Genomic DNA, 20967 nt, shown 5'->3' on the forward strand with positions numbered 1-20967 from the left:
TCCGGGTCATCCGGCCCGCTCCACCGGTCCTTCGTGCCGCCGCACACATTCGCGGGCGAACGCCCTGACCATTCCCTCGAAGCGGTATTCCGAGGGGGAAGCGGGCTCCAGGAGATGAATGTCCACCAGAGAGTCGAGCACCTTCCGGGAGTGCACCACGTCGGTCCTCAGCAATTCCGCCGCCTCGGCGACGGTGAAGGGATCGGCCGTCCTCGTGCCGAGCAGGCGGAAGGCCCGGGCCACTTCCGGCTGGAGGTAGTGGTACGACCAGGAAAGCACCGTGTACATGGTGCTGGTCTCGTCGTTGACCGTACGCAGAGAGGTGAGGATCGAGTCCGGGTTGCGCTGTTCGCACAACTCGATCCCGCCCACGGCGTCCATGCGCTCCACGGCGATGCGCAGCGCCAGCGGAAGGAATGGGTATCTGCACCGCGTATTCCCGCGTACGGACGGCAATCCGCTGATACGCGAGAGCAGTTCGGCGCACTCGGCCTCGGTCAGATACGGCACGGTGACGCGGTGCGCCCCTTCCCGGGCGACCAGTCCGGCCAGCCGGCTCCTGCTGGTGATCACCGTCATGCAGCGCGGGGAGGCGGGCAGCAGCGGGCGGACCTGTTCCGCGCTGAACGCGTTGTCGAGAACGATCAGCAGCCGCTTTCCGGCGAGCATGCTGCGGTAGTCGGCGGCCAGGTGCTGTACGTCGTCCGGGAGCGAATCGCCCGTGGCGCCCAGGACCGTCAGGAAGTTCCGCAGCACGTCTCTGCTGTCGGAGCTGCGTCCCCGAGGGCCGAACCCCTGAAGATCGGCGAAGAGCACACCGTCGGGAAACCGGGCCCTGACCTGATGGCCCCAGTACACGACGGTGGCCGTCTTGCCCACACCGGCCGCCCCGTCCACCAGCGTGACGACCGCCTGCCCGTCATGCTGCCGATCCACCTCGGCGAGCATCCTGTCCAGCTCCCCGAAGACATCGGTGCGCCCCGTGAAGTCGGAGATGTTCCTGGGAAGTTGAGCGGGACTGATACGCCCCCGTTGCCGCCGCGGCGGCCGGGCGACCAGTTGGGAGAGGCTGCCCTGCGCGTCCAGAACCTCGTCACACCGCCGGGCCAGTCCCTCGGTGGGCCGTTTGTTCCCCGTCTCCACCCGGCTCAGGTGGCTTCTGCTGTAATTCACCAATCGCGCCAGATCTCCCAGGGACAGCCCGCGCTCCGTGCGCAGGTGCCGGAGAGATGAGCCGAAGGACGCGTTCGTGAAAGTCTGCGGCTCCGCCATCCGCTCACCCCAACTCGGTGGATTCCTCTGCCACTCCGCGCCGCGGATAATTCCTGGAGTTTCGACCGGCGCACGGGGGCGATTTCCGTCGAATTGGTCCCCCTCACCTTCACCATTTGACCACGCGGCTCTCATGGCGAGTAGACGCCGACGCCGATTGTCCGGATCAGGCGGATGATGTTGCGGGGCGGGAAATGCCGCCCGGGCCCCGTAACCAAGCGCCCCGGGCGGTGTTGTGGCCGACGTTCCTATCGGCGCAGATTGGCGCGGAGTGGATGGTTCCGCGGCGGTTTTCAGACGGACGACGCGCTGAGCGGCGCGGTCCGCCGTTCGATCGCCTGCTGGTAGAGCCGGCCCGCGCGGTACGACGAACGCACCAGCGGTCCGGACATGACGCCGGAGTAGCCGATGGCGTCGGCCTCGTCCTTCAGCTCCACGAACTCGGCGGGCTTCACCCAGCGCTCGACGGGGTGGTGGCGCGGGGACGGCCGCAGGTATTGCGTGATGGTGATCAGCTCGCAGCCGGCGTCGTGGAGCTGGCGCAGGGCCTCGCTGATCTCCTCGCGGGTCTCGCCCATGCCGAGGATCAGGTTGGACTTGGTGATCAGTCCCGCCTCGCGGGCGCGGGTGATCACGTCGAGGGAGCGCTCGTAACGGAAGCCGGGGCGGATCCGCTTGAAGATCCGCGGCACCGTCTCGACATTGTGCGCGAACACCTCGGGCCGCGACGAGAAGACCTCTGCCAGTGCCCCGGGCATCGCCTGGAAGTCCGGTGCCAGGAGTTCGACCTTGGTGTGGCCGCTCTCGCGCTCCGCGGTCAGCGCGTGGATCCGGCGGACGGTCTCCGCGTAGAGCCAGGCCCCGCCGTCCTCCAGGTCGTCGCGGGCGACGCCGGTGATGGTGGCGTAGTTGAGGTCCATGGTGACGACGGACTCGCCGACGCGGCGCGGCTCGTCGCGGTCGAGCGGCTCGGGCTTGCCCGTGTCGATCAGGCAGAAGTCGCACCGTCGCGTGCACTGTTCGCCGCCGATGAGGAAGGTGGCCTCGCGGTCCTCCCAGCATTCGAAGATGTTGGGACAGCCGGCCTCCTGGCAGACCGTGTGCAGGCCCTCGCTCTTCACGAGTTTCTGCAACTGCTGGTACTCGGGGCCCATTTTCGCCCGGGTCTTGATCCACTCGGGCTTGCGCTCGATGGGGGTCTGGCTGTTCCGGACCTCCAGTCGCAGCATCTTGCGTCCGTCGGGTGCGACAGCGGACACGTCCGGCACCTCTCTCCATTGCGGTGATCGATATCTGCGCCACCAGGCTACGTCCGCCATTCGGCGGGTATTCACTTTCGGCCACATACGAGCCGTCGTCCGGCGAGCGCATACATCGCCCTTCGCCGCCAGGGCAAGGCGTTGTCTGTGTGCCTCTTGCGGCAGGCACAGGTGAATCCGTTCAGAAAAGCGCGGCCGGGAGCAGACAAGTCGGTGCTGCAGAGGGCACATCAATGAAGTGTGGCGGAGGGGGTCTCATGGGCCGTAAGGAAGAGGAACGTCGTGTGTTCATGGCGGGGCGCCGGACGGAGATACGACTGCTCCACGGGGCCCTGGAGGACTGCGCGCACGGCGGAACGGTCCGGTGTCTGGTCACCGGGGAACCGGGAATCGGCCGGACGACCCTGCTCCGCGCGTTCTCGTCGGCCTCTCTGGCCCAGGGCTGCCGTACGGTCGCCCTCCTGTGCGATCCCCAGGACCACGACCGTCCCCTGATCCTCGCGCAGCGGTTCCTCGCGGACCTCGCGGTGCTGCTGCCCCCCGACCACCAGGGGCGCGCATGTCTGGAATCCGCCCTCCGTCCCGGCGCGGCCCCGCACCTGAAGCCCGGCTCCGCTCCCGGCCCCCTGTCGGCGTCGCTGCCCGCCGTCCGCACCGCCCTGGCGGACCTGACCACCGAGGCGCCTCTGGTCATCACCCTGGACGACGCGGACCAGGCGGACGCCGCCTCGCTGGACTTCCTGCGCCGCGCGCTCGCGGGCCCGCCCGCCACCCGGGTGCTGCTGGTGCTGTCCGCGGGGGAGGTGGAGACCGGCGGCGACGCCCCGCGCTTCGGCGCACTGCTCGACGGCGCCCGGCACGGCCGGATGACCGGACTCACCCGGACCGAGACCGCCGCACTGCTCGAGCACGAGCTGCGGCTCACCCCCCGCCCCCGCCTTGTCGAGGAGTGCCATCGGGTCAGCGCCGGCAATCCGTTCATGCTCGTCGAGATCGCCCGACTGCTGCGGGAACGGCCCTCCCTCGGACAGGCCCGCGGTGGCGTCGCGGCGTCGGCGCCCGCCGCCGTCGCGCGCCTCGTCGGCAACCGGCTCACCCGGATCGATCCGAACGCCCTGAAGGTCGCCACCGCGATCGCCCTCGCGGGCGGCGACACCGCGGCGGACCCGCTGCTGGTCGCCCACCTCAGCCGGCTGTCACTGCACCAGACGCTCGCCGCCACCGACCTGCTGGTGCGGACCAGGCTGGTGGAGGACGACGACCGGCTCGTGCTGCGCCATCGCGTCGTGCACAACGCCCTGCTCGGCCGGATGACCCTGATGGCCAGGAACGCCGCCCATCTCGCCGCCGCCACCTATCTGCACGGCAAACACGCGCCGGTGGAGCGGATCGTCCACCACCTCACCGCCTCGACCGTCGCGCTGGACGACGCCTGGCCCGTCCCCGTGCTGTTGCTGGCGTCCCGCGGCGCGCTGGCGGCACGGGAGCCGGAGAAGGCGGGACGCTATCTGGAACACGCGGTGAAGATGGCCTCGGGGGCCGAACGCCGCTCCGCACTGCTGGAGTTGACCGATGTGCGGATGCGGATCGACCTGGCGGGCGGCCTGGACCAGGCGATCCGGACGGTGGAGGAGGTCACCGCGGCCGGAGAGCCGGGGCGCGGCAACGGGAGCGGGACCACCCGCGGATCCGCCGCGGACGGCCCGGGCGCCCCGTTCCTGGCGCGCATCAGCTCCGCACTGTGTCTCAGGGCGCCGTCCGGTGAGACCGTCCCCCCGGCCACGGCCCTCGCCCGGCGCCGCCTCTCCGGCTGGCCGCAGCTCCACCGGATGCTCGACTGCCTGCGGGATCGCCCGCCGCTGCCCGCCGCCCGGCCCGGGGAGGATCTGCTCGTACCCAACGGGGACCCGGCGTACGTCCTCGACCTGCACGGACCGGACCAGGGCCGGGCCGCGGCCGCCGCGGTGGCTGCGCTCCGCGGCCATCTGGACGGAGACGACGTGGCGACCACGCTGCGCCGCACCCGGGAGGCCCTGCGAGCCGATGACGCCCTGTGCCTCTATCCGCTGCTGGCGATGACGGCGCTGATGACACTGGTGTGGAACGGCCGCGACGAGGAGGCCATGGCGTATCTGCGGCTCCACCAGGAGTGCGTCCGCTGCCAGGAACACCCCCTGCACCGGGCCCTTCTGCTGCCGGTCACCGCGCGCATGGCGCTGATGCGCGGCCGGCTGCGCGTCGCCCACGACGAGCTGGGCGAGTGTCTGGACGCCTTGGTCCGCTACGGGACCCGGCCGATGCATCCCCTGCTGGTCTGGGTCGTGGGCATGCTGGCCGATGTCCGGCTCAGTTTGGGGCTCGACGCCGAGGCGCGGGCACTGCTGCGCGAGCACGGCTGTCTGGGCGGCCTGCCGCACGGCTGGCTGCACCGGGACCTGCTGGTCACCCGGGCCCGGCTGCGCTCCGCCGGCGGGGACCTGGCGGGAGCCGCCAGAGACCTCGGCACGGCGGAGCGAGGCGTCACCGCCGGGCCGGCCGGAACCGGCACCCCGCGGGGAGCCACCGCGGGCGTCCACCGGTACGTACACACCGCCGAAGTGCTCACACAGCTCGGACGGAACGACGAAGCCGTCGCCGTGGCAACGGAGTTGACGCGCGCGGCCGAAGCCGTGAACACCCCGCGGGAGCGGGGTGTCGCCCTGCGCGTACTCGGATCCGTCCAGCCGGAGCGCGGACGTGCGGAACCGCTGCTGCGCGAGGCGGTACGGCTGCTCGCGGAGACCGGCGCCGCGTACGATCTTGCCCACGCCACCGCCGACCTCGCCTGCCTCCTCTTCGACGAAGGACGCCACGACGAGGCGTCCGGGGAACTGACCAGGGCGCTGGAACTGGCCGACCGCTGCGGGGCACGGCCCCTGGTGACCCGGCTGCGGCAGCGGCTGGGCGTCGCGGAGGAGCGCGCCGCGCGGCGCTCCCCCCTGGGCGGGGTGCTCACCCTGACCCGGCGCGAGAACCAGATCCTGATCGACGCCGTACGCGGGCTGACCAACGAACACATCGCGTCGAACCTGCACATCACCCGGCGTACGGTCGAACTCCACCTGTCCAGCGCCTACCGCAAGCTCGGCATCACCGGCCGCAAGGACTTCCCCCACCTGTTCCGTACGACGGGACTGTGGCCGCTGCTGCTCGACGCGGGCTCGTCCACCTGACCCCGAGAGCCCTTCGGATCCCGGGCGCCGTACCTCGGTACCGGCCGGGACCGGGATACGGCCCGGCCCGTGATGCCCCGCGGCCCCCTTCCGGTCACGCTGGACCCACGCGTCCGGCCGGCCGACGGACGGACGCGACCGTTCCCGTTCCGGACTTCCGGAGGCTCCGATGGACCAGGACGACAACCCGGCCAAGCAGGACGACACCCTGCCCGACCCCTTCACCGCCGTGGTGGTGCTGTCCGGCGGCATGGACTCCACCACCCTCATGGCGCACTACGCCGCCCTCCGCCACACACTGATCGCCGTCACCGTCGACTACGGGCAGCGCCACCGCCGGGAGATCGACGCGGCGCGCTCCGTCGCCGCCCACTACGGCGCCCGGCACCACGTCGTCGACCTCAGTGGGTTCGGCGCGCTGCTGCAAGGGTCCGCGCTGACGGACGATCAGGTCGACGTGCCGGACGGGCACTACGCGGAGCGCTCCATGCGGGTGACCGTCGTACCGAACCGCAACGCGGTGCTGGCGAACGTCGCGGTCTCGGTGGGGGTGGCCCACCGCGCCGCGATCGTCGCGCTCGGCATGCACGCCGGTGACCACTTCGTCTATCCCGACTGCCGGCCCCCGTTCATCTCCGCGCTGCGGGACCTGGTCGCGGTGGCCAACGAGGGCTTCCCCACTCCGCGGGTGGAAGCGCCCTTCCTCACCTGGAGCAAGGCCGACATCGCCGCGCACGGGGCCCGCCTCGATGCCCCGCTGGCCCGCAGCTGGTCCTGCTACAAGGGCGGCGCCCGGCACTGCGGGACCTGCGGGACCTGCTACGAGCGCCGCGAGGCGTTCAGGAGCGCGGGGCTGGCCGACCCGACCGACTACCTCGACGACGTGACCGAGTTCGCCGTGCCGTGACGCGGGCGCGGGCGCCGCGCGGCGGGGGGCCGGGGGCCCCGTACCGCCGGCCCCCGCCACGGCGGCACAGGTGGGGGCTCCCCTCGTCCTGCACGAGGAGAGCCCCCACTCGCCGTGTCCTGTACCGGAGGTCCGTCCGGCCCTGCTCAGCGCCCGAGCACCAGCGTGGCCAGCTCCGCGGCCGACGGGAGCAGCACATCCGGTCCGCCGGGCGCCCCCCGGTCCGGCAGCGTCCCGCCGTTCCCCGTCCGCACGCCCACGGTCACGGCGTCCAGACGCCGACCCAGCGCCATGTCCGACGGGGTGTCGCCCACCACGTACAGCCGGTCGCCGGTCGGGTGGCCGAGATCGTCGAGCGCCCGCCGTGCCAGCTCCGTCTTGCAGTCGGCGTCGGCCGTCTCCGTGCCGCGGCCGGCCAGATCGTCCCGGGTCAGCACCGGCCCGAAACAGTGCCGCACCCCGTACCGCTCGAAGAGCGACACCGTGGGCTCCGTGCCGACCCAGGAACTGACCAGCGCGAGCCGTACACCGGCCCTGGACAGCGCGGTCAGCATCGCGGGCACCCCCGCGTACAGCCTGCCGTGCTCCATGTACCGGAGGGCGACCTCGTCCACCCGGTCCCGCACCCGTACCGAGCCGATCCGCAGCCGCCCACTGGTGATCTCGGTCCAGTAGGCGAAGCCGAGGATCTCCTCGCGGGACGGCGGCGTCACCCGCTGCCGCTCGTGCAGGTCGAGGACGAACCGGTGGAACATCTCGTAGAAGTCCAGCAGCGTCCCGTCCCGGTCGAGGACGACGGTGGTGCCCCTCACGCCGGCGCCGGCAGCGGTACGGAGAGCTCGCCCGGCCCCGGCGGGGTCTCCCACGGGAACACCGTCCAGTCGTCCACCTCCACCGCAGTGAAGTCGGCGGAGCGCGCCGCCCCCAGATTGCGCACCACGACGGCGGTGCGCACCTCCTCGGCACCGAGCCTCCGTACGGTGTCCACGGCCAGCGCCATGGTCCCTCCGTCCCCCATGATGTCGTCGACCAGCAGGACCCGTGCCCCCCTCATGTCCCGGTCCGGCACCACGTAGTCCAGCACCGCCTCACCCCGTTCGCTGTACCGGGAGTTGGATGTGTTGCGCGGGATGGCGAGGATACGGAAGTCCGCCACCGCCAGCAGGTTCGACAGGGCGATGGCGGGCGGCAGCCCGCCCCGCGCGATGCCCGCGACGACCGTCGGCGCGTAACCGCTCGCCGTGATGTCCCGCGCCAGCGCGCCGAGCATCCGGCCCATGGCGTCCCAGCTGATGGTCAGCAGCCGGTCCCGCCGCCACACCGGCGCGGGGCTCACCGGAGCCCTCCGCCCGTACGCCGCGCGCCCCACCGGTCGATCACGTCCGCGGTGTCGGGTCCCGTGCCGATCAGATCGACCGGCAGCCCCAGCCCCGCCTCCACACCCGCCACGAACTCCGCCGCCCGCGGCGGCAACGCGTCGGTGCGCAGCGCGCGCCCCTCCGGATCCACCTGGTCCAGAAAGGTCAGCGCGATCCGCGAGGGACGGTTGACCCGGACGGCCTCCCTCGCCTGGTCCAGGTCGAACGTGCCGGAGCGCCGGCGCCGTCCCGTCACCGTGCCGTACTCCACGATCCCCAGCCGTTCCGCCTCCGCGGGCTCCATCTCCGTGGGGAAGGGTCCCGCGCCCACCCGCGTCGGACACGCGCGCAGGACCAGCACCACCTCGTCGACCGCCAGTGGCCCCAGCCCCGCGTCGGCCGCCGCGGTGCTCGCGGTGCTGTCCTTCCCCACCGTGTACGGATAGGTGCCGAACAGGACCGACAGCCCGAAGCCGTTGGTGCCCTCGACATGGACCCGCTCCCCGGCGTCGACGGCGTCGTTCGCCTCCCGCACCACGTCCGTCAGGAACGGCTTCAGCTCCGGTACGTCCTCGGCCCGGCGCGCCGAGCGCATGGCACGCGCGGCCAGCGCCGGCCCGTGCCCGCTGCCGGTGCTGCGCACCCGCTCGCGCAGCACGGTGTCGGCCGCCTCCGCGTCCACGTGCTCCGGTTCGATGACCGTGGCGCGGAAGTCGATGCCCACGCGCCCCCCGGCGGAGAGTTCCTCGATCTCCCGCAGCACCACGTCGGGGCGGACCAGCACCCCGGCCCCCAGCAGCAGCCGGGTTCCCGGGTGGACGATCGCGCTCGGCAACTGCCGCAGCTTCAGGGTCCGTCCGTCCCGTACCACCGTATGGCCGGCGCCCGGCCCGAGTCCCGCCCGTACCGCCACCGCCGGCTCGTCGCGCACCGCCAGATAGCTGGAGATCTTCCCCTTCGCCTCGTCGCCCCACTGGCCGCCCACGATCACGGTGCCAGGCATGTCAGACCTCCTCGTGACGCCTTGTCGAGCGCCTCCACCGACCGTCGTACGGTGTCCTCCGCCAGGTCCTCGCAGAACCCGACGTCCACGGCCGCCTCGGCGAGGCCGGCCAGTTCGCGGGGCGGGAGCGCGGCGGCCACCTGTTCGTCCTCCGACAGCACCGCGACCAGGTCGCGCTCCTCGCGGGCGGCGACCGCGCTGGCCCGCTGAAGGATCCGGTACGCGTCGAGCCGGTCCGTCCCCCGGTCGATCATCGCCAGCAGCACCGCCTCGCTGAGGTGGCTGCGGCGGGACCGGTCGAGGTTCTCCCGCATCCGCCGCGGATAGACCTGGAGATCGTCCAGTACGGCGATGGCCGTGACGAGCATCTCGTCCAGCAGCACACACGCCTCCGGCAGGGTGTACCGCTCGTTGGCCGAGTTCGCCAGGTCCCGTTCGTGCCACGTCACCACGTTCTCCAGCGCCGGTCCCGTCAGCGACCGCACCAGCCGCGCCAGGCTGCATATCCGTTCGCTGCGCACCGGGTTGCGTTTGTGCGGCATCGCCGAACTGCCGATCTGGTCGCCCTCGGCGAAGGACTCGGCGAGTTCGCCGATCTCGGTCCGCTGGAGATTGCGGATCTCCGTCGCCAGGTTCTCCAGGCAGGCCGCGGTGAGGGCGGTCCAGCAGACGAACTCGGCGATGCGGTCCCGCGCGACCGCCTGGGCGCAGATCCGGGGCTCGGGCAGCCCCAGCAGGGCGAGCACGTCGCTCTGGACCCGTGGTCCCTGCGCCCCCAGACCGCCCATCGAGCCCACCGCGCCGGCCATCTTGCCCATCACGGCGCGTCCGCGCAGTTCCCCGAGCCGCTCCAGGCAGCGCGTCAACTGGTCGAGTGCGACGGCCAGTTTGAACCCGAGGGTGACGGGCTGGGCGTGCTGGCCGTGGGTACGGCCGATCATCACCCGGCGCCCCTCCTTCTCGATCTGCTTGCGCAGCGTCGCCATCAGGGAGCCCAGCCGCTCGGCGAGGAGCACGATCGCCCCGTCGAGCTGGAGGGCGAGGGCCGTGTCGATGACGTCACTGCTGGTCGCGCCGTGGTGCACATAGCGGCCGTACGGGGCACAGCTGTCCGCGAACTCCTTCACCACGGAGTGGAGTTCGTGCCTGCTCACCGTTTCGAGCTCGGCGACGCGGTCCATGTCGCACTCGTGTTTCCCGGCCCTTTCGCCGATCACCTCCGCGGCCTTGGCGGGGATCACCCCGAGCCGCCCCTGTACGGTGGCCAGGGCCCCCTCCACCTGTACGAAGAGCTGGTAGCGGTGGAGGTCGCCGAGCAGGAAGCGCATCTCCTCGCTGCCGTACCGTCCGTCGCCCCACAGGCGTGTTCTGCGGTGGTCCGTCATTCGGCGGCCTCCACGGAGTAGTCCAGGTCCACCTGTCCGGTACGTTCCAACGCGTGCGGACGGTTCTCCGCCAGGCCGGCCGGGGTGACGCGGATGAACTCCGCGTTCTCCCGCAGCTCTCGCAGTGTATGGGCGCCGGAGTAGCTCATCCCGGACCTGAGGCCGCCGAGGAACGGCCGGAGCGTGGAGGCGACCCCGCCGGTGTACGCCCAGGTCGCCTCGACCCCCTCGGGGGTGTAGTCGTCGAGCTCCGCCCGGCTGACGCTCTCCCCGCGGGCCCGCTTGAGGGTCAGCCGCATCCCGAAGGTGACGAACCCGGTACTGACCTTGACGCGGGTGCCGCCCTGCTCGACCAGGCGCGCCTCGCTCTCCTCCGCGCCCGCGAGGGCGCTGCCGAGCATCACCGAACTCCCGCCCGCCGCGAGCGCCTTGACCACATCGCCGGGTGCCTTGATCCCACCGTCGGCGATCACCGGCGTGCCGGTCCTCGCGGCCTCCTCCGCGCAGTCGAGCACGGCGGTGAGCTGCGGCACCCCGCTGCCGGCGACGATCCGGGTGGTGCAGATCCCGCCGGGGCCGATGCCCACCTTGACGGCGTCGGCCCCCGAGTCGATCAGGTCCCGGGTGCCGTGCGCCGTGGCGACGTTCCCCGCGACGAGGGCCGTCCCGGGGAAGCGCGCCTTCAGTTTCTCCACGGCTCCGAGCACGTAGTCCGCGTGGCCGTGCGCCACATCGGTGACCAGGACGTCGGCACCCGCTTCGACCAGCAGTGCGGCCCGCTCCAGGTAGTCGTCCGTCACCCCGACGGCGGCGCCGACCCGCAGCCGCCCCCGCTCGTCGACGGTGGCGGCGGCCGCGTCCGGCGGTACGGCGCCCGCCTTGACCGCGGCCACGTCGGCGGCTTGGTCCTCCGCCAGTTGCATACGGTGCACGATCCCGAGCCCGCCGCACACGGCCATCGCCGTGGCCATCCGGCGGCCGGTGCACCAAGGCGTGTTGGCGGAGAGGACGGGGACCGCCAGAGGGATGCCGGGCACCAATGCGGTGCTGATGTCGGCGGCGGAACGGCTCACCACAGAAGTGCGCCGGGGCACCAGCAGGACGTCTTCCAGACTCAGTCCGGTGCGGATCTCGCGCGCTGTCATGGTTCTCTTCCTCCGATCATGGGTGGTCAGGGGAGCGCCGTGGCGCGGGGCCGGGGCCTGTCCGGCAGATAGAGCCAGGCGGGATGTGTCGGACAGGGTCTAGCCGCGGGTCTGGAACACCGTCGCCACCAGTTCCTGACGGGCCGGCCCGTACTCCTCGAAGATCCCCGAGAAGACCGAGGAGGTCATTGCCGCCGGTGTGCGGATGCCCCGCATGCTCATGCACAGGTGCTCGCCCGTGGCGATGACCGCGACGTCCTCCGACCCCGCCACCTTGGTGATTTCGTCCGCGATGTCGCGTACCAGCCGCTCCTGCACCTGGAGCCGGTGGGCGTGGCGGTGGGTGATACGGGCGAACTTCGAGAGCCCGAGGACGTCCCCGCGCGGCCGGTAGGCGATGGTGACCTTGCAGGAGAACGGCAGCAGGTGGTGTTCGCACAGCGACCACACCTTGATGTCCGAGACCAGCACGATCTGCCCCGCCGTCCGCAGCGGGAACAGGGTCTCCACCTCTCCCGCGTCGTAGAGCGTGAACTCCCGCCACCAGCGGGCGAACCGGGCCGGGGTCTCCTTGAGCCCGTCACGGTCCGGGTCCTCGCCGATCTCGACCAGCAGCCTGCGCGCGATGTCCTCCAGCGGGTCCATCCCGTTCTCGGAGGCCGCCGGAGAACCGTCCTGGTTCTCCTCGGGCAGGTCGAGCCTGAGATTCGTCGCACTGTTCACGGTGTTCACACACCTCTCCTGTCGCCCCAGACGGCGACATGCAGTCGGGTGGTCAGATTCCAGCCGCGGGACACGACCGCGTCCCCGAGAGCCGCCAGGTGCCGCCCCACATCGGCCGGCACCTGCCCCTCGGGCATGATCCACACGGGTCGCGTCCCGAACCGTTCGACGACGGAGGCCACCTCCTCCAGGTCGTCCGGTGTACGGCAGACGAACTTGAACGCGGTTCCAGGCACCTCCGCGAAGGCCCGCAGCGCCCGCGGCACCAGCCGCCGTGACTCCGGATCGCCCGAGTGCGCCAGTTTGGGCGAGACGTTGAACCGCACCCCCAGGCCGATCACCTCCCGCCCCGGGACCACGGTGCCGTTCGTCTCGATCTCCACCGCCTTTCCCCGCGCGGTCAGTTCCCGCAGCAGGGGAAGCAGCCTCTTCTGCTGGCTCAGCGGTTCACCGCCGGACACCACGATCAGCGGCACGTCGTAGCCGAGCAGCCGCTCCAGCACCTCGGAGACCGGGACGGCGGTCAGCTCCCGGCGGGGGTCGTGCGCCACCCCGGTGTCACCCACACCGGTCCAGTCCCAGGTGTACGGCGTGTCGCACCAGCGGCAGGACAGGTTGCAGCCGCCCAGCCGGACGAAGGCGCAGCGCCGGCCCGCGGACGGGCCCTCTCCCTGCACGGCCCTCAAGTGGGGCCGAAGATCTCGTTCACCACGAGCTTCGGGTCCACCGGGGCATCACCTCCCCGGCCGCCGGGGCGCGCCGTGCGGCCGACCGTCATGGCCGGTACTCCGCCCAGGTCTTGGCGGTCTCGGAGACCCGCACCGAACTCAGCTCCGGGTAGTCCGGCAGCCACCGCTCGTAGAGCCACTGCGCCAGGTTCTCGGCCGACGGGTTGCGGTCCGTCAGCACATCGTTCAGGTGGCGGTGGTCGACCTCCGTGTCCAGCCAGTGGCCGAACCGCTTGAGGTCTCCGTAGTCCCGTACGAAGCCCGTCTTGTCCAGGCCGTCGTCCGGGGCCGCGAGTTCCACCTCGACCACGTAGTTGTGGCCGTGCATCCGGCCGCACGGATGCCCGTCCGGGAGATCGTCCAGCCGGTGACTTGCGGAGAAATGGAATTCCTTGCTGATCCGAAAGGCCATGTACGTCCTCCTGCTCGGACTTCATGGACCGGCAGGGGGTGCCGGGCCGATTCCGATGGTGCGCCGGAGTGCTTCGGGGCACATCACGGCCGCGACCGTCGTCCGACCGCGAGGACACCGAGAATCGGGGTATACGGTGCCGAAGTACGGGCGCCGTGCCGGAGTGCGGACGCGACGGGGGAGTGTCCGCCTCCTCGCCGAGTAGGGGCCCGCGGAATTCCAGGTGTCGCCCATTGCCCGTGCCAAGAGACACCGGACAAGCGCTGGATCATGGCACGGGAATCTCGCAGAATCGGGACCCGGAATGAGGGAATCGGCCCCGGAGAAGTTCCGTAGTTCAGGGACGGCCCCGGAAACGGCCGGTCGGCCACCGAGGGGAGAACCAGTGACGAAGACAGCGAGTGGCGACTTCGAGGTCGCCGACATCGGGCTGGCGGCGGCGGGACGCCAGGACATCACCCTGGCCGAGCACGAGATGCCCGGCCTGATGGCCCTGCGCTCCGCGTACGCGGCCGAGGCACCGCTCACCGGCGCGCGGATCAGCGGTTTCCTCCACATGACCGTGCAGACCGCGGTGCTGATCGAGACCCTGGTGGCGCTCGGCGCGCAGGTCCGCTGGGCGGGTTCCAACCGTCTCTCCACGGAGGACCACGCGGCGGCGGCCGTGGCGGCCGGCCCTGACGGCGGCGCGGGCGTCCCGATGTTCGCGTGGAAGGGCCAGAGCACGGAGGACATCTGGCACTGTGCCGAGCAGGCGCTCTCCTGGCCGGACGGCGCCGGGCCGAACCTGCTGATCGACGACGGCGGGGGGCTCACGCTCCTGCTGCACCACGGGGTCGGGTACGAGAAGACGGGGGTCCTCCCCCCGGACACCGGGGCCGCCGACCCGAACCTGCGGGCGATGGTGGATCTGGTGCGGCGGGCCACGGCCGGGGACTCCTCGTACTGGACCACCCTCGCGGCCGGCGTGCGCGGGGCGAGCGAGCAGACCACCACGGGGGCGCACGCCCTGCGGCGGCTGGAGGCCGACGGCGCGATGCTGTTCGCCGCGATCAGCGTCAACGACTCGGTGACCAAGTCGAAGTTCGACAACCGCTACCAGTGCCGGCAGTCGGTGGTCGAGGCGATCAAACAGGCGACGGCTACCCAGATCGGCGGCAAACTGGCCGTCGTCTGCGGATACGGCGACGTCGGCAAGGGGTGTGCCGACGCGCTGCGCGCCCAGCTCGCGCGGGTCGTCGTCACCGAGATCGATCCCATCTGCGCGTTCCAGGCGGCCATGGACGGATTTCTGGTGACGCCTTTCGAACGGGTGGTCGGTGAGGCGGACATCGTCATCACGACCACCGGCGCCGAGAAAGTGGTCACCGCGGAGCACATGTCCCGGATGAAACACCGCGCCATCGTGGGGAACATGGGGCATCTGGACACGGAAATCGATGTGGAGGCGCTCGCCGGAATTCCGGGAATTCGCCGGGTGCCGGCCAGGCCGCAGGTTCACGAATGGGTTTTCGAGGACGGCCGTTCGGTCATCGTGCTGTCCGAAGGGAGAATGATGAACCTGGGCAACGCCTCGGACCATCCCAGCTTTGTGATGTCGAGTTCGCTCTCCAACCAGGCGCTGGCTCAGATAGAGTTGTTCACCGCGCCAGGTTCCTATTCCCCCGGTGTGCACGCACTGCCGAAGATTCTCGACGAGAAGGTGGCGCGGCTGCACCTGCCGACCCTCGGCGCCGAACTGACCACCCTCACCGAGGAACAGGCCGCCCAGCTCGGTGTACCGGTCGACGGCCCGTACAAGCCGGACAACTACCGTTACTGAGGAGCGGATTGCATGTCCCGACCCGACCTCTCCGTCGACACCCTGATCGACCGTTTCGGACTGCGGCCCCTGCCCGCCGAGGGTGGCTACTTCCACGCCACCTGGACGTCACCGGACAGCGCCGACCAGGCCGGGAGCCGTCCCGCGGGCACCGCGATCATCGCGCTGCTCACGGCGCGGGACGAGCAGTTCTCCGCGATGCACCGGCTCCCGGCCGACGAGATCTGGCACTTCTATCTCGGTGACCCCGTCGAACTGCTGCTGCTGGACGGGGAAGGCAACGACCGCACGGTCCTGCTGGGGCACGACGTGTGCGCCGGGCAGCACGTGCAGTTCGTCGTCCCCGCGGGGACGTGGATGGGCGGCAGCGTGGCCGAGGGCGGGGAGTGGTCCCTGTTCGGGTGCACCGTGGCGCCCGGCTTCGTCCCCGCCGACTACGAGGGAGGGGACGCGGAACAACTCCGCGCCCGGTACCCGCGGGCGGCCGAACGGATCAGCCGGCTCTGCCGCCCCGGCGCACCCCTCCGGATGGCCGGGGACGCGGCGCCGGACACACTCCCCGCCTCGGCGGAGGACCGGTCATGAGCGCCGAGCAGCCGCACCCCGGAAGCACACTGCCCGACCTGGGCGGCCACGCGGTCCTGGTGACCGGGGCGAGCGGGGCCGTCGGGCACGGCATCGCCCGGCAGTTCGCCCGCGCCGGGGCCGCCGTGATCGCCCACTACCGTACGGGGGACGGCCGGGCCGAGTCCCTCGTCGAGGCGATCCGGGCCGAGGGCGGCCGGGCCCTCGCCCTGGCCGCGCACCTCACCGACGAGGCCGAGTGCCGGAACCTGATCGAGCGGTCGGCCGAGTGGGCGGGGGGCCTCACGGCACTGGTCAACAACGCGGGGATCCAACCGGTCCAGCCCCTGGGGACCATGACGGTCACCGAGTGGCGGCAGGTCGTCGACACCAATCTGACAACGGCCTTCGCCTGTACCCAGGCCGCCGCCGAGGTCATGGGCCGCGCCGGGGGCGGGACCGTCACGCATGTCGCGTCCGTCGAAGGAAGCCGGCCGGCCCGGCTGCACGCCCACTACAGCGCCTCCAAGGCCGCCCTGATCATGCACGCCCGGGCGGCGGCGCTGGAGTACGGCCAGCTGGGCATCCGCGTCAACACCGTGTCACCCGGGCTGGTGCACCGGCCCGGGCTGGCGGAGGAGTGGCCGGACGGTGTACGCCGCTGGGAGCGGGCCGCGCCGCTGCACCGGAAGGGCGACGCGGAGGACGTCGGCAACGCCTGCGTGTTCCTGGCCTCGCCCCTGGCCGGCTGGGTGACCGGGCACGATCTCGTCGTCGACGGTGGAATGTCCTGCGCCCCCGCCTGGTGAGCCGGGCGGCTACGGACGACCCAGCAGGGTGTTCATCCGGGTGATCTCGGCGGTCTGCGATGTGACGATGGCGCCGGCCATCCTCCTGGCGCCCTGGTGGGCGCCCCGCGACCGCTCGGACCTGGCCATCTCGACGGCGCCCTCATGGTGCTCGACCATCATCCTCAGGAAGGCGGTGTCGAACGCCTTCCCGGACGCCCGCGACAGCTCCGCCATCGCGTCGCCGGACATCATCCCGGACATGGAGTGCCCGGAGTGCCCCGAGTGCCCGGCGCCGTCCGCCGCGGACGCGTCCTGGGCGGGTACGTCCTCGCCCCAGGCCGTGAGCCACTCCGACAGGGTCCTGATCTCCGGGTCCTGGGCCCTCTTGATCTCGGAGGCGAGCGTCCTCACCCCGGCGGCCGAGGCCCGGCCCGCGGCCAGGTCGGCCATCTCCACCGCCTGCCGGTGGTGCGGGATCATGGCCTGGGCGAAGGACACATCGGCGCCGTTGTGCGCCGATGCCGCGGCGGACGCGTACGCGGACGGTGCGGCGGGCGAGTCCGCGCCGTGGTCCGAGTGCCCGGTGGTGGACGTGTCCCGCCCGCCGCAGGCCGCGAGGGCCAGGACGGCGCTGAGGACGAGGACGGCGGTCGCGGCGGCCCGGCGGCGGGCCGTGAAACGGTTCGAGGTCATGCGGAAACGACTCCTGCGCGTGAAGGGGAACAGAGGCGTGCGGACTCGGGCAGGCCTTATATGTGCAGGAGCCGCAGTGCGCGCGGAGAAGAAGGGGCCTCGCCGCCCGGCGCCGGGCGGGCGCCCGTGGCGGGGACCGGCCCGGGACCGTACGGCGCCGGGAGCCCGGCCGGCACCGTGAGCACCGGCGGCAGCGGGCCACACGCCCCGTGGGGGCCGGACTCGCCGCGCGGGGACCGTCTCACGGGGCCATCGTAGACACACCCCGGCGGCCGCCGTCCGACCACGCACCCCCGGCGGCGTGCCGCGTCCGGCGGCCTGCCGGACGCCGTGTCAGGCCGCCGTGTCACGCGGACCGGGCGGTCTTCCTCTCCCGCGACAGCAGCCACAGGAGATACACCCCGCCGAGGGCCCCGGTGACCAGCCCCACCGGGATCTGGAACGGGGAGAGCACCCGCTGCGCCAGCACATCGGCGGTGGCCAGGATCAGCGCGCCCGTCAGCATCGCCGAGCCGATCGGGGCGCCGGGGGAGCGGGTGATCCTGCGGGCGAGCTGCGGGGCCGCCAGGGCGAGGAAGCCGATGGGGCCCGCGACGGCGATGGCCGTACCGGCGAGGGCGACCCCCAGCAGCAGGCAGAGGGTCCGCACCCGGGCGATGTCGACGCCCAGCGCGCCCGCCGTGTCGTCGCCCATCTCCATGAGGCGCAGCGGCCGGCCCAGCGCCAGCGTCGCCACCGCGAGTACCGGCAACGCGACCGCCAGGGGGGTCACCTGAGGCCAGGAGACGGCGTTGAGGCTGCCGAACGTCCACGCCTTCGCGCTCTCCGCGGACTCCAGATCGGCACGGGTGAGCAGGAAGTCGTTGACCGAGGAGAGCATCGCGCCGACGGCGATCCCGGCCAGCACCAGCCGGTTGCCGGAGACCCCGCGCGACGCGGTGAACGCGTACACCGCCACCGCCGTGCACAGCCCGCCCAGCACGGAACCCGCGCCGACCCCCACCCCGGCCGAGCCGCCGCCCGCCAGGATGACGACGAGCGCGCCGCTGGTGGAGCCGGTGGTGAACCCGATGACGTCCGGGCTGCCGAGCGGGTTGCGCGACAGGCTCTGGAAGAGCGCGCCGGACAGCCCGAGCGCCGCCCCGACCAGCAGCGCCGCGCAGACCCGCGGCAGCCGCTGGCCGACCACGATGAACCGGTCGGTCGCGGCGCCGCCCCCGGCGAACAGCACATCGGCGACGTCCGCGGCGCCGATCCGGTACGTACCGGTGAACAGCGTCCCCGCCCACACCGCCGCGCAGCACACGAGCAGCACGGCCGTCACGGCGGCGGCCCGCCCCGAGTAGCGCAGGGTGATCCCACGGGACAGCCGCACCACCCGCGTCGCCGCGCTCACGCGCCGACCTCCCGGCGCCGTACGACCAGCCACAGCAGCACCGGAGCGCCGATGAACGCGGTGACGATGCCCACCTCCATCTCCCCGGGCGGCGCGATCACCCGTCCCGCGATGTCGCTGACCAGCAGCAGGATCGCGCCGCCGGGCAGCGCGAAGGCCAGCAGCCAGCGCAGATCGGGCCCGAGCAGCAGTCGCAGCACATGCGGTACGACCAGTCCGACGAAGCCGATCGGCCCCGCCGCGGCGGTCGCCGCGCCGCACAGCAGCATGACGGAGACGAAGCCCGCTGCCCGTACCCACGGCACCCGCAGCCCGAGCGCCGCGCCCGCCTCGTCCCCGAGCGCCAGGGCGTTGAGGGAGGGGCCGAGCACCAGCGCGACGACGGTCCCCGCCAGCACGAAGGGGACGGCGGCGGTCAGCGCCTCCGTACCGCGGTTCTCCAGCGACCCGACCACCCAGAAGCGGTACGAGTCGAACGCCGAGGAGTCGAACATGGTGAGGATGCCGGTACCGGCCCCCAGGCTCGCCGACAGCGCCGCCCCCGCCAACACGAGACGGGTGTGGTGGTTGCTCCGGGTGGCGCCGGTGGTGAGGGCGTGGACGAGCAGCGAGGCCAGCACCGCGCCCGCGAAGGCGAACCAGACGTAGCCGGACACGCTCGTCACCTGGAACGCGGCGATGGCGATCACCACGGCGAACGAGGCACCCGCGTTGACGCCCACGATGCCCGGTTCCGCCAGCGGATTACGGGTGATGGCCTGCATGACGACACCGGCGAGCGCCAGCGCGGCGCCGACGGTGACCGCCAGCGCGGTACGGGGGAGCCGCAACTGACGCACGATGATGGCGTCCGGCCCGCCGTCGTCGTGCAGCAGCACACGCCACACGGTCTCCAGCGGGACGCCGCGCGCGCCGACCCCCAGACTCACCAGGAGCAGCAGGACGACGAGGCCGAGACAGACCACCAGCGCCACGAGGCGCCGGCCGCGCCGGGCGCCCCCGCTCCGCGCGGGGCGTGCTCCGCCCTCCGGCGCCGGAGCCGTCCGGACCGCACCGGCCGGTACCGCACCGGTCCGTTCGCCGCCTTCCGGTATGTGATCCATCGCATGACTGCCGTCCCTACTCATTCGCACTTAGGAGAGCCTAAGCTAAGCGCTCGTGTACCGCTTCCGTGATCTCCCTCTCACCCGCCTGATCAGCGGCGTTGCCCTGTCGGGCGCCCTGCTGCTCACCGGCTGTTCCACCGACTCGACCGCCTCGACGGCCTCGTCGGGGAGTGGTGGGGCCGCCGAACCGTCGGCCGCCGCCACCCACACCGCTCCCCGCTCCGTGCCCAAGGGCATGGGAAGCGGCAAACCGGACGGCGAGTTCCCGCGTACGGTCGGCCACTTCGAGGGCAGGACGACTATCGATGCCGCGCCGAAGAAGGTCGTGGTCATCTCCACCGGACAGGCCGACGCGCTGCTCACGCTCGGTACGGTCCCGGCCGGCTCGACCCGGGGTGACGGCGCCGATCTCGTACCCCGGTACCTGAAGGACGACTTCCCCGAGGACGCCGCCGCGCTGGCGAAGGTCGTCGACGTGGGCTCGCGCGTGGACCCGAACCTGGAGACCATCGCGAACATCAAGCCGGACCTGATCCTGATGAACATCGCGGGCAAGAACGCCGGGAATCTCTACAAGGCGCTGAGCGCGGTGGCGCCCACCGTCGCCACCCAGGGCACCGGGCTCTACTGGAAGCAGGACTTCCTGCTCGTCGCCGACGGGCTCGGCAAGGCCGATCAGGCGCGCACGTACCTGGACCGCTTCCACACCGACGCCGCCGCGCTGGGCGCCTCGCTCGACAAGCCGGTGACGGTCTCGTTCCTGCGGCTGAACGGGGACCGTCTACGGGTCTTCGGCGTGCCGTCGTTCACCGGCAGCATCGCGGAGGACGCCGGGCTCGGCCGGCCCGAGAGCCAGCGGTTCGACAAGACCTCGCAGAACATCAGCAACGAGCAGCTCGACCGGGCCGACGCCGACTGGCTCTTCTACGGGGTCCAGGGCGACGCGGCGAAGGCCGCGGAGCTGACCGGGGCGCCGCTGTGGCCGACGCTCTCCGCCGTCGCCGGCAAGGCGGCGGTGCCGGTCGACGACGACGTCTTCTACCTCAACACCGGCCCCACGGCCGCCCGTGACGTGCTCACCGCGCTCAAGGAGCGCCTGACCTGATCTCGCGGGATCTCGCGGGACCTTGTGGGAAGGGCCCGGTCCCGCCGGTACGTACCGGCGGGACCGGGCCCGTCGCCGTCGGCCGG

At 72.0% G+C, this 20967-nt stretch carries 19 protein-coding genes; 6 read left to right on the forward strand and 13 right to left on the reverse strand.

The window, feature by feature from the left end; all coding sequences use genetic code 11:
* Positions 1-6: 6 nt before the first annotated feature.
* Together ACFTZC_RS10285 and lipA are read right to left on the reverse strand one after the other, a co-directional pair.
* Positions 7-1407: a helix-turn-helix domain-containing protein gene (locus ACFTZC_RS10285; protein WP_382888340.1), complete on the reverse strand. Its 1401-nt coding sequence runs from the start codon at positions 1405-1407 to the stop codon at positions 7-9.
* A 158-nt stretch (positions 1408-1565) separates the two neighbouring features.
* Positions 1566-2531: a lipoyl synthase gene (gene lipA / locus ACFTZC_RS10290; RefSeq protein ID WP_382888341.1), complete on the reverse strand. Its 966-nt coding sequence runs from the start codon at positions 2529-2531 to the stop codon at positions 1566-1568.
* A gap of 257 nt (positions 2532-2788) precedes the next feature.
* On the opposite strand from lipA, the gene ACFTZC_RS10295 reads away from it, so the two are divergent.
* A complete protein-coding gene (locus ACFTZC_RS10295; protein WP_382888342.1) occupies positions 2789-5743 on the forward strand; it encodes an AAA family ATPase in 2955 nt (984 codons plus the stop codon).
* A 169-nt stretch (positions 5744-5912) separates the two neighbouring features.
* Entirely contained in the window at positions 5913-6650 is a 738-nt protein-coding gene (gene queC, locus ACFTZC_RS10300) for a 7-cyano-7-deazaguanine synthase QueC (RefSeq protein ID WP_382888343.1), read from the forward strand.
* A 146-nt stretch (positions 6651-6796) separates the two neighbouring features.
* Here the strand turns inward: queC and ACFTZC_RS10305 are convergent, their stop codons facing one another.
* From ACFTZC_RS10305 to queD, 8 genes are all read right to left on the reverse strand, one after another.
* Complete coding sequence (locus ACFTZC_RS10305) at positions 6797-7462, reverse strand: HAD family hydrolase (RefSeq protein WP_382888344.1); 666 nt, start codon at positions 7460-7462, stop codon at positions 6797-6799.
* Positions 7459-7986, reverse strand: coding sequence for a phosphoribosyltransferase (locus ACFTZC_RS10310; protein ID WP_382888345.1), 528 nt, complete (start codon positions 7984-7986; stop codon positions 7459-7461). Before ACFTZC_RS10310 ends, ACFTZC_RS10305 begins: the two co-directional genes overlap by 4 nt.
* Positions 7983-9011 carry an adenylosuccinate synthetase gene (locus tag ACFTZC_RS10315; RefSeq protein ID WP_382888346.1) on the reverse strand — a complete coding sequence of 343 codons (1029 nt, stop codon included), beginning with the start codon at positions 9009-9011 and terminating at the stop codon, positions 7983-7985. The genes ACFTZC_RS10310 and ACFTZC_RS10315 overlap by 4 nt, the downstream gene beginning before the upstream one ends.
* A complete protein-coding gene (purB, locus tag ACFTZC_RS10320; RefSeq protein ID WP_382888347.1) occupies positions 8996-10396 on the reverse strand; it encodes an adenylosuccinate lyase in 1401 nt (466 codons plus the stop codon). The genes ACFTZC_RS10315 and purB overlap by 16 nt, the downstream gene beginning before the upstream one ends.
* The gene (locus ACFTZC_RS10325) at positions 10393-11541 is read right to left on the reverse strand and encodes an IMP dehydrogenase (protein WP_382888348.1); all 1149 of its coding nucleotides are present in this window, start codon (positions 11539-11541) and stop codon (positions 10393-10395) included. Before ACFTZC_RS10325 ends, purB begins: the two co-directional genes overlap by 4 nt.
* A gap of 99 nt (positions 11542-11640) precedes the next feature.
* The gene (folE, locus tag ACFTZC_RS10330) at positions 11641-12273 is read right to left on the reverse strand and encodes a GTP cyclohydrolase I (protein ID WP_382888349.1); all 633 of its coding nucleotides are present in this window, start codon (positions 12271-12273) and stop codon (positions 11641-11643) included.
* Entirely contained in the window at positions 12270-12941 is a 672-nt protein-coding gene (locus ACFTZC_RS10335) for a 7-carboxy-7-deazaguanine synthase QueE (RefSeq protein WP_382888350.1), read from the reverse strand. The genes folE and ACFTZC_RS10335 overlap by 4 nt, the downstream gene beginning before the upstream one ends.
* Positions 12942-13038: 97 nt before the next feature.
* A complete protein-coding gene (gene queD, locus ACFTZC_RS10340; RefSeq protein ID WP_382888351.1) occupies positions 13039-13404 on the reverse strand; it encodes a 6-carboxytetrahydropterin synthase QueD in 366 nt (121 codons plus the stop codon).
* A 385-nt stretch (positions 13405-13789) separates the two neighbouring features.
* Between queD and ahcY the strand changes: the two genes are divergently transcribed.
* The 3 genes from ahcY to ACFTZC_RS10355 are packed head-to-tail and all read left to right on the forward strand — an operon-like array spanning position 13790 to position 16599.
* The gene (gene ahcY / locus ACFTZC_RS10345) at positions 13790-15226 is read left to right on the forward strand and encodes an adenosylhomocysteinase (protein ID WP_382888352.1); all 1437 of its coding nucleotides are present in this window, start codon (positions 13790-13792) and stop codon (positions 15224-15226) included.
* Between the two features lie 12 nt (positions 15227-15238).
* Positions 15239-15811 (forward strand): cupin domain-containing protein, encoded by a 573-nt coding sequence (locus tag ACFTZC_RS10350; RefSeq protein ID WP_382888353.1) that lies wholly within the window; start codon positions 15239-15241, stop codon positions 15809-15811.
* The gene (locus ACFTZC_RS10355; RefSeq protein WP_382888354.1) at positions 15808-16599 is read left to right on the forward strand and encodes an SDR family NAD(P)-dependent oxidoreductase; all 792 of its coding nucleotides are present in this window, start codon (positions 15808-15810) and stop codon (positions 16597-16599) included. Before ACFTZC_RS10350 ends, ACFTZC_RS10355 begins: the two co-directional genes overlap by 4 nt.
* A gap of 9 nt (positions 16600-16608) precedes the next feature.
* Here ACFTZC_RS10355 and ACFTZC_RS10360 read toward each other — a convergent pair whose 3' ends face one another.
* The 3 genes from ACFTZC_RS10360 to ACFTZC_RS10370 all read right to left on the reverse strand — a co-directional run bounded on the left by ACFTZC_RS10360 (position 16609) and on the right by ACFTZC_RS10370 (position 19773).
* A complete protein-coding gene (locus ACFTZC_RS10360) occupies positions 16609-17274 on the reverse strand; it encodes a DUF305 domain-containing protein (RefSeq protein WP_382888355.1) in 666 nt (221 codons plus the stop codon).
* A 346-nt stretch (positions 17275-17620) separates the two neighbouring features.
* Positions 17621-18670 carry a FecCD family ABC transporter permease gene (locus tag ACFTZC_RS10365; protein WP_382888356.1) on the reverse strand — a complete coding sequence of 350 codons (1050 nt, stop codon included), beginning with the start codon at positions 18668-18670 and terminating at the stop codon, positions 17621-17623.
* Positions 18667-19773: a FecCD family ABC transporter permease gene (locus tag ACFTZC_RS10370; protein WP_382888357.1), complete on the reverse strand. Its 1107-nt coding sequence runs from the start codon at positions 19771-19773 to the stop codon at positions 18667-18669. The genes ACFTZC_RS10365 and ACFTZC_RS10370 overlap by 4 nt, the downstream gene beginning before the upstream one ends.
* Positions 19774-19828: 55 nt before the next feature.
* Between ACFTZC_RS10370 and ACFTZC_RS10375 the strand changes: the two genes are divergently transcribed.
* Positions 19829-20881: an ABC transporter substrate-binding protein gene (locus ACFTZC_RS10375; RefSeq protein WP_382888358.1), complete on the forward strand. Its 1053-nt coding sequence runs from the start codon at positions 19829-19831 to the stop codon at positions 20879-20881.
* Positions 20882-20967 lie beyond the last annotated feature (86 nt).

This window comes from Streptomyces sp. NPDC056987 (assembly GCF_042673865.1).
Taxonomy (GTDB): domain Bacteria; phylum Actinomycetota; class Actinomycetes; order Streptomycetales; family Streptomycetaceae; genus Streptomyces.

Excerpts from the sequence above, each read along its gene's own strand:
- queC (WP_382888343.1), top strand. The coding sequence starts at position 5,913 with ATGGACCAGGACGACAACCCGGCCAAGCAGGACGACACCCTGCCCGAC.
- ACFTZC_RS10350 (WP_382888353.1), top strand. The coding sequence starts at position 15,239 with ATGTCCCGACCCGACCTCTCCGTCGACACCCTGATCGACCGTTTCGGA.
- ACFTZC_RS10285 (WP_382888340.1), bottom strand. The coding sequence starts at position 1,407 with ATGAGAGCCGCGTGGTCAAATGGTGAAGGTGAGGGGGACCAATTCGAC.
- ACFTZC_RS10325 (WP_382888348.1), bottom strand. The coding sequence starts at position 11,541 with ATGACAGCGCGCGAGATCCGCACCGGACTGAGTCTGGAAGACGTCCTG.
- queD (WP_382888351.1), bottom strand. The coding sequence starts at position 13,404 with ATGGCCTTTCGGATCAGCAAGGAATTCCATTTCTCCGCAAGTCACCGG.
- ACFTZC_RS10355 (WP_382888354.1), top strand. The coding sequence starts at position 15,808 with ATGAGCGCCGAGCAGCCGCACCCCGGAAGCACACTGCCCGACCTGGGC.
- ACFTZC_RS10360 (WP_382888355.1), bottom strand. The coding sequence starts at position 17,274 with ATGACCTCGAACCGTTTCACGGCCCGCCGCCGGGCCGCCGCGACCGCC.
- ACFTZC_RS10315 (WP_382888346.1), bottom strand. The coding sequence starts at position 9,011 with ATGCCTGGCACCGTGATCGTGGGCGGCCAGTGGGGCGACGAGGCGAAG.
- ACFTZC_RS10370 (WP_382888357.1), bottom strand. The coding sequence starts at position 19,773 with ATGGATCACATACCGGAAGGCGGCGAACGGACCGGTGCGGTACCGGCC.
- ACFTZC_RS10295 (WP_382888342.1), top strand. The coding sequence starts at position 2,789 with ATGGGCCGTAAGGAAGAGGAACGTCGTGTGTTCATGGCGGGGCGCCGG.
- purB (WP_382888347.1), bottom strand. The coding sequence starts at position 10,396 with ATGACGGACCACCGCAGAACACGCCTGTGGGGCGACGGACGGTACGGC.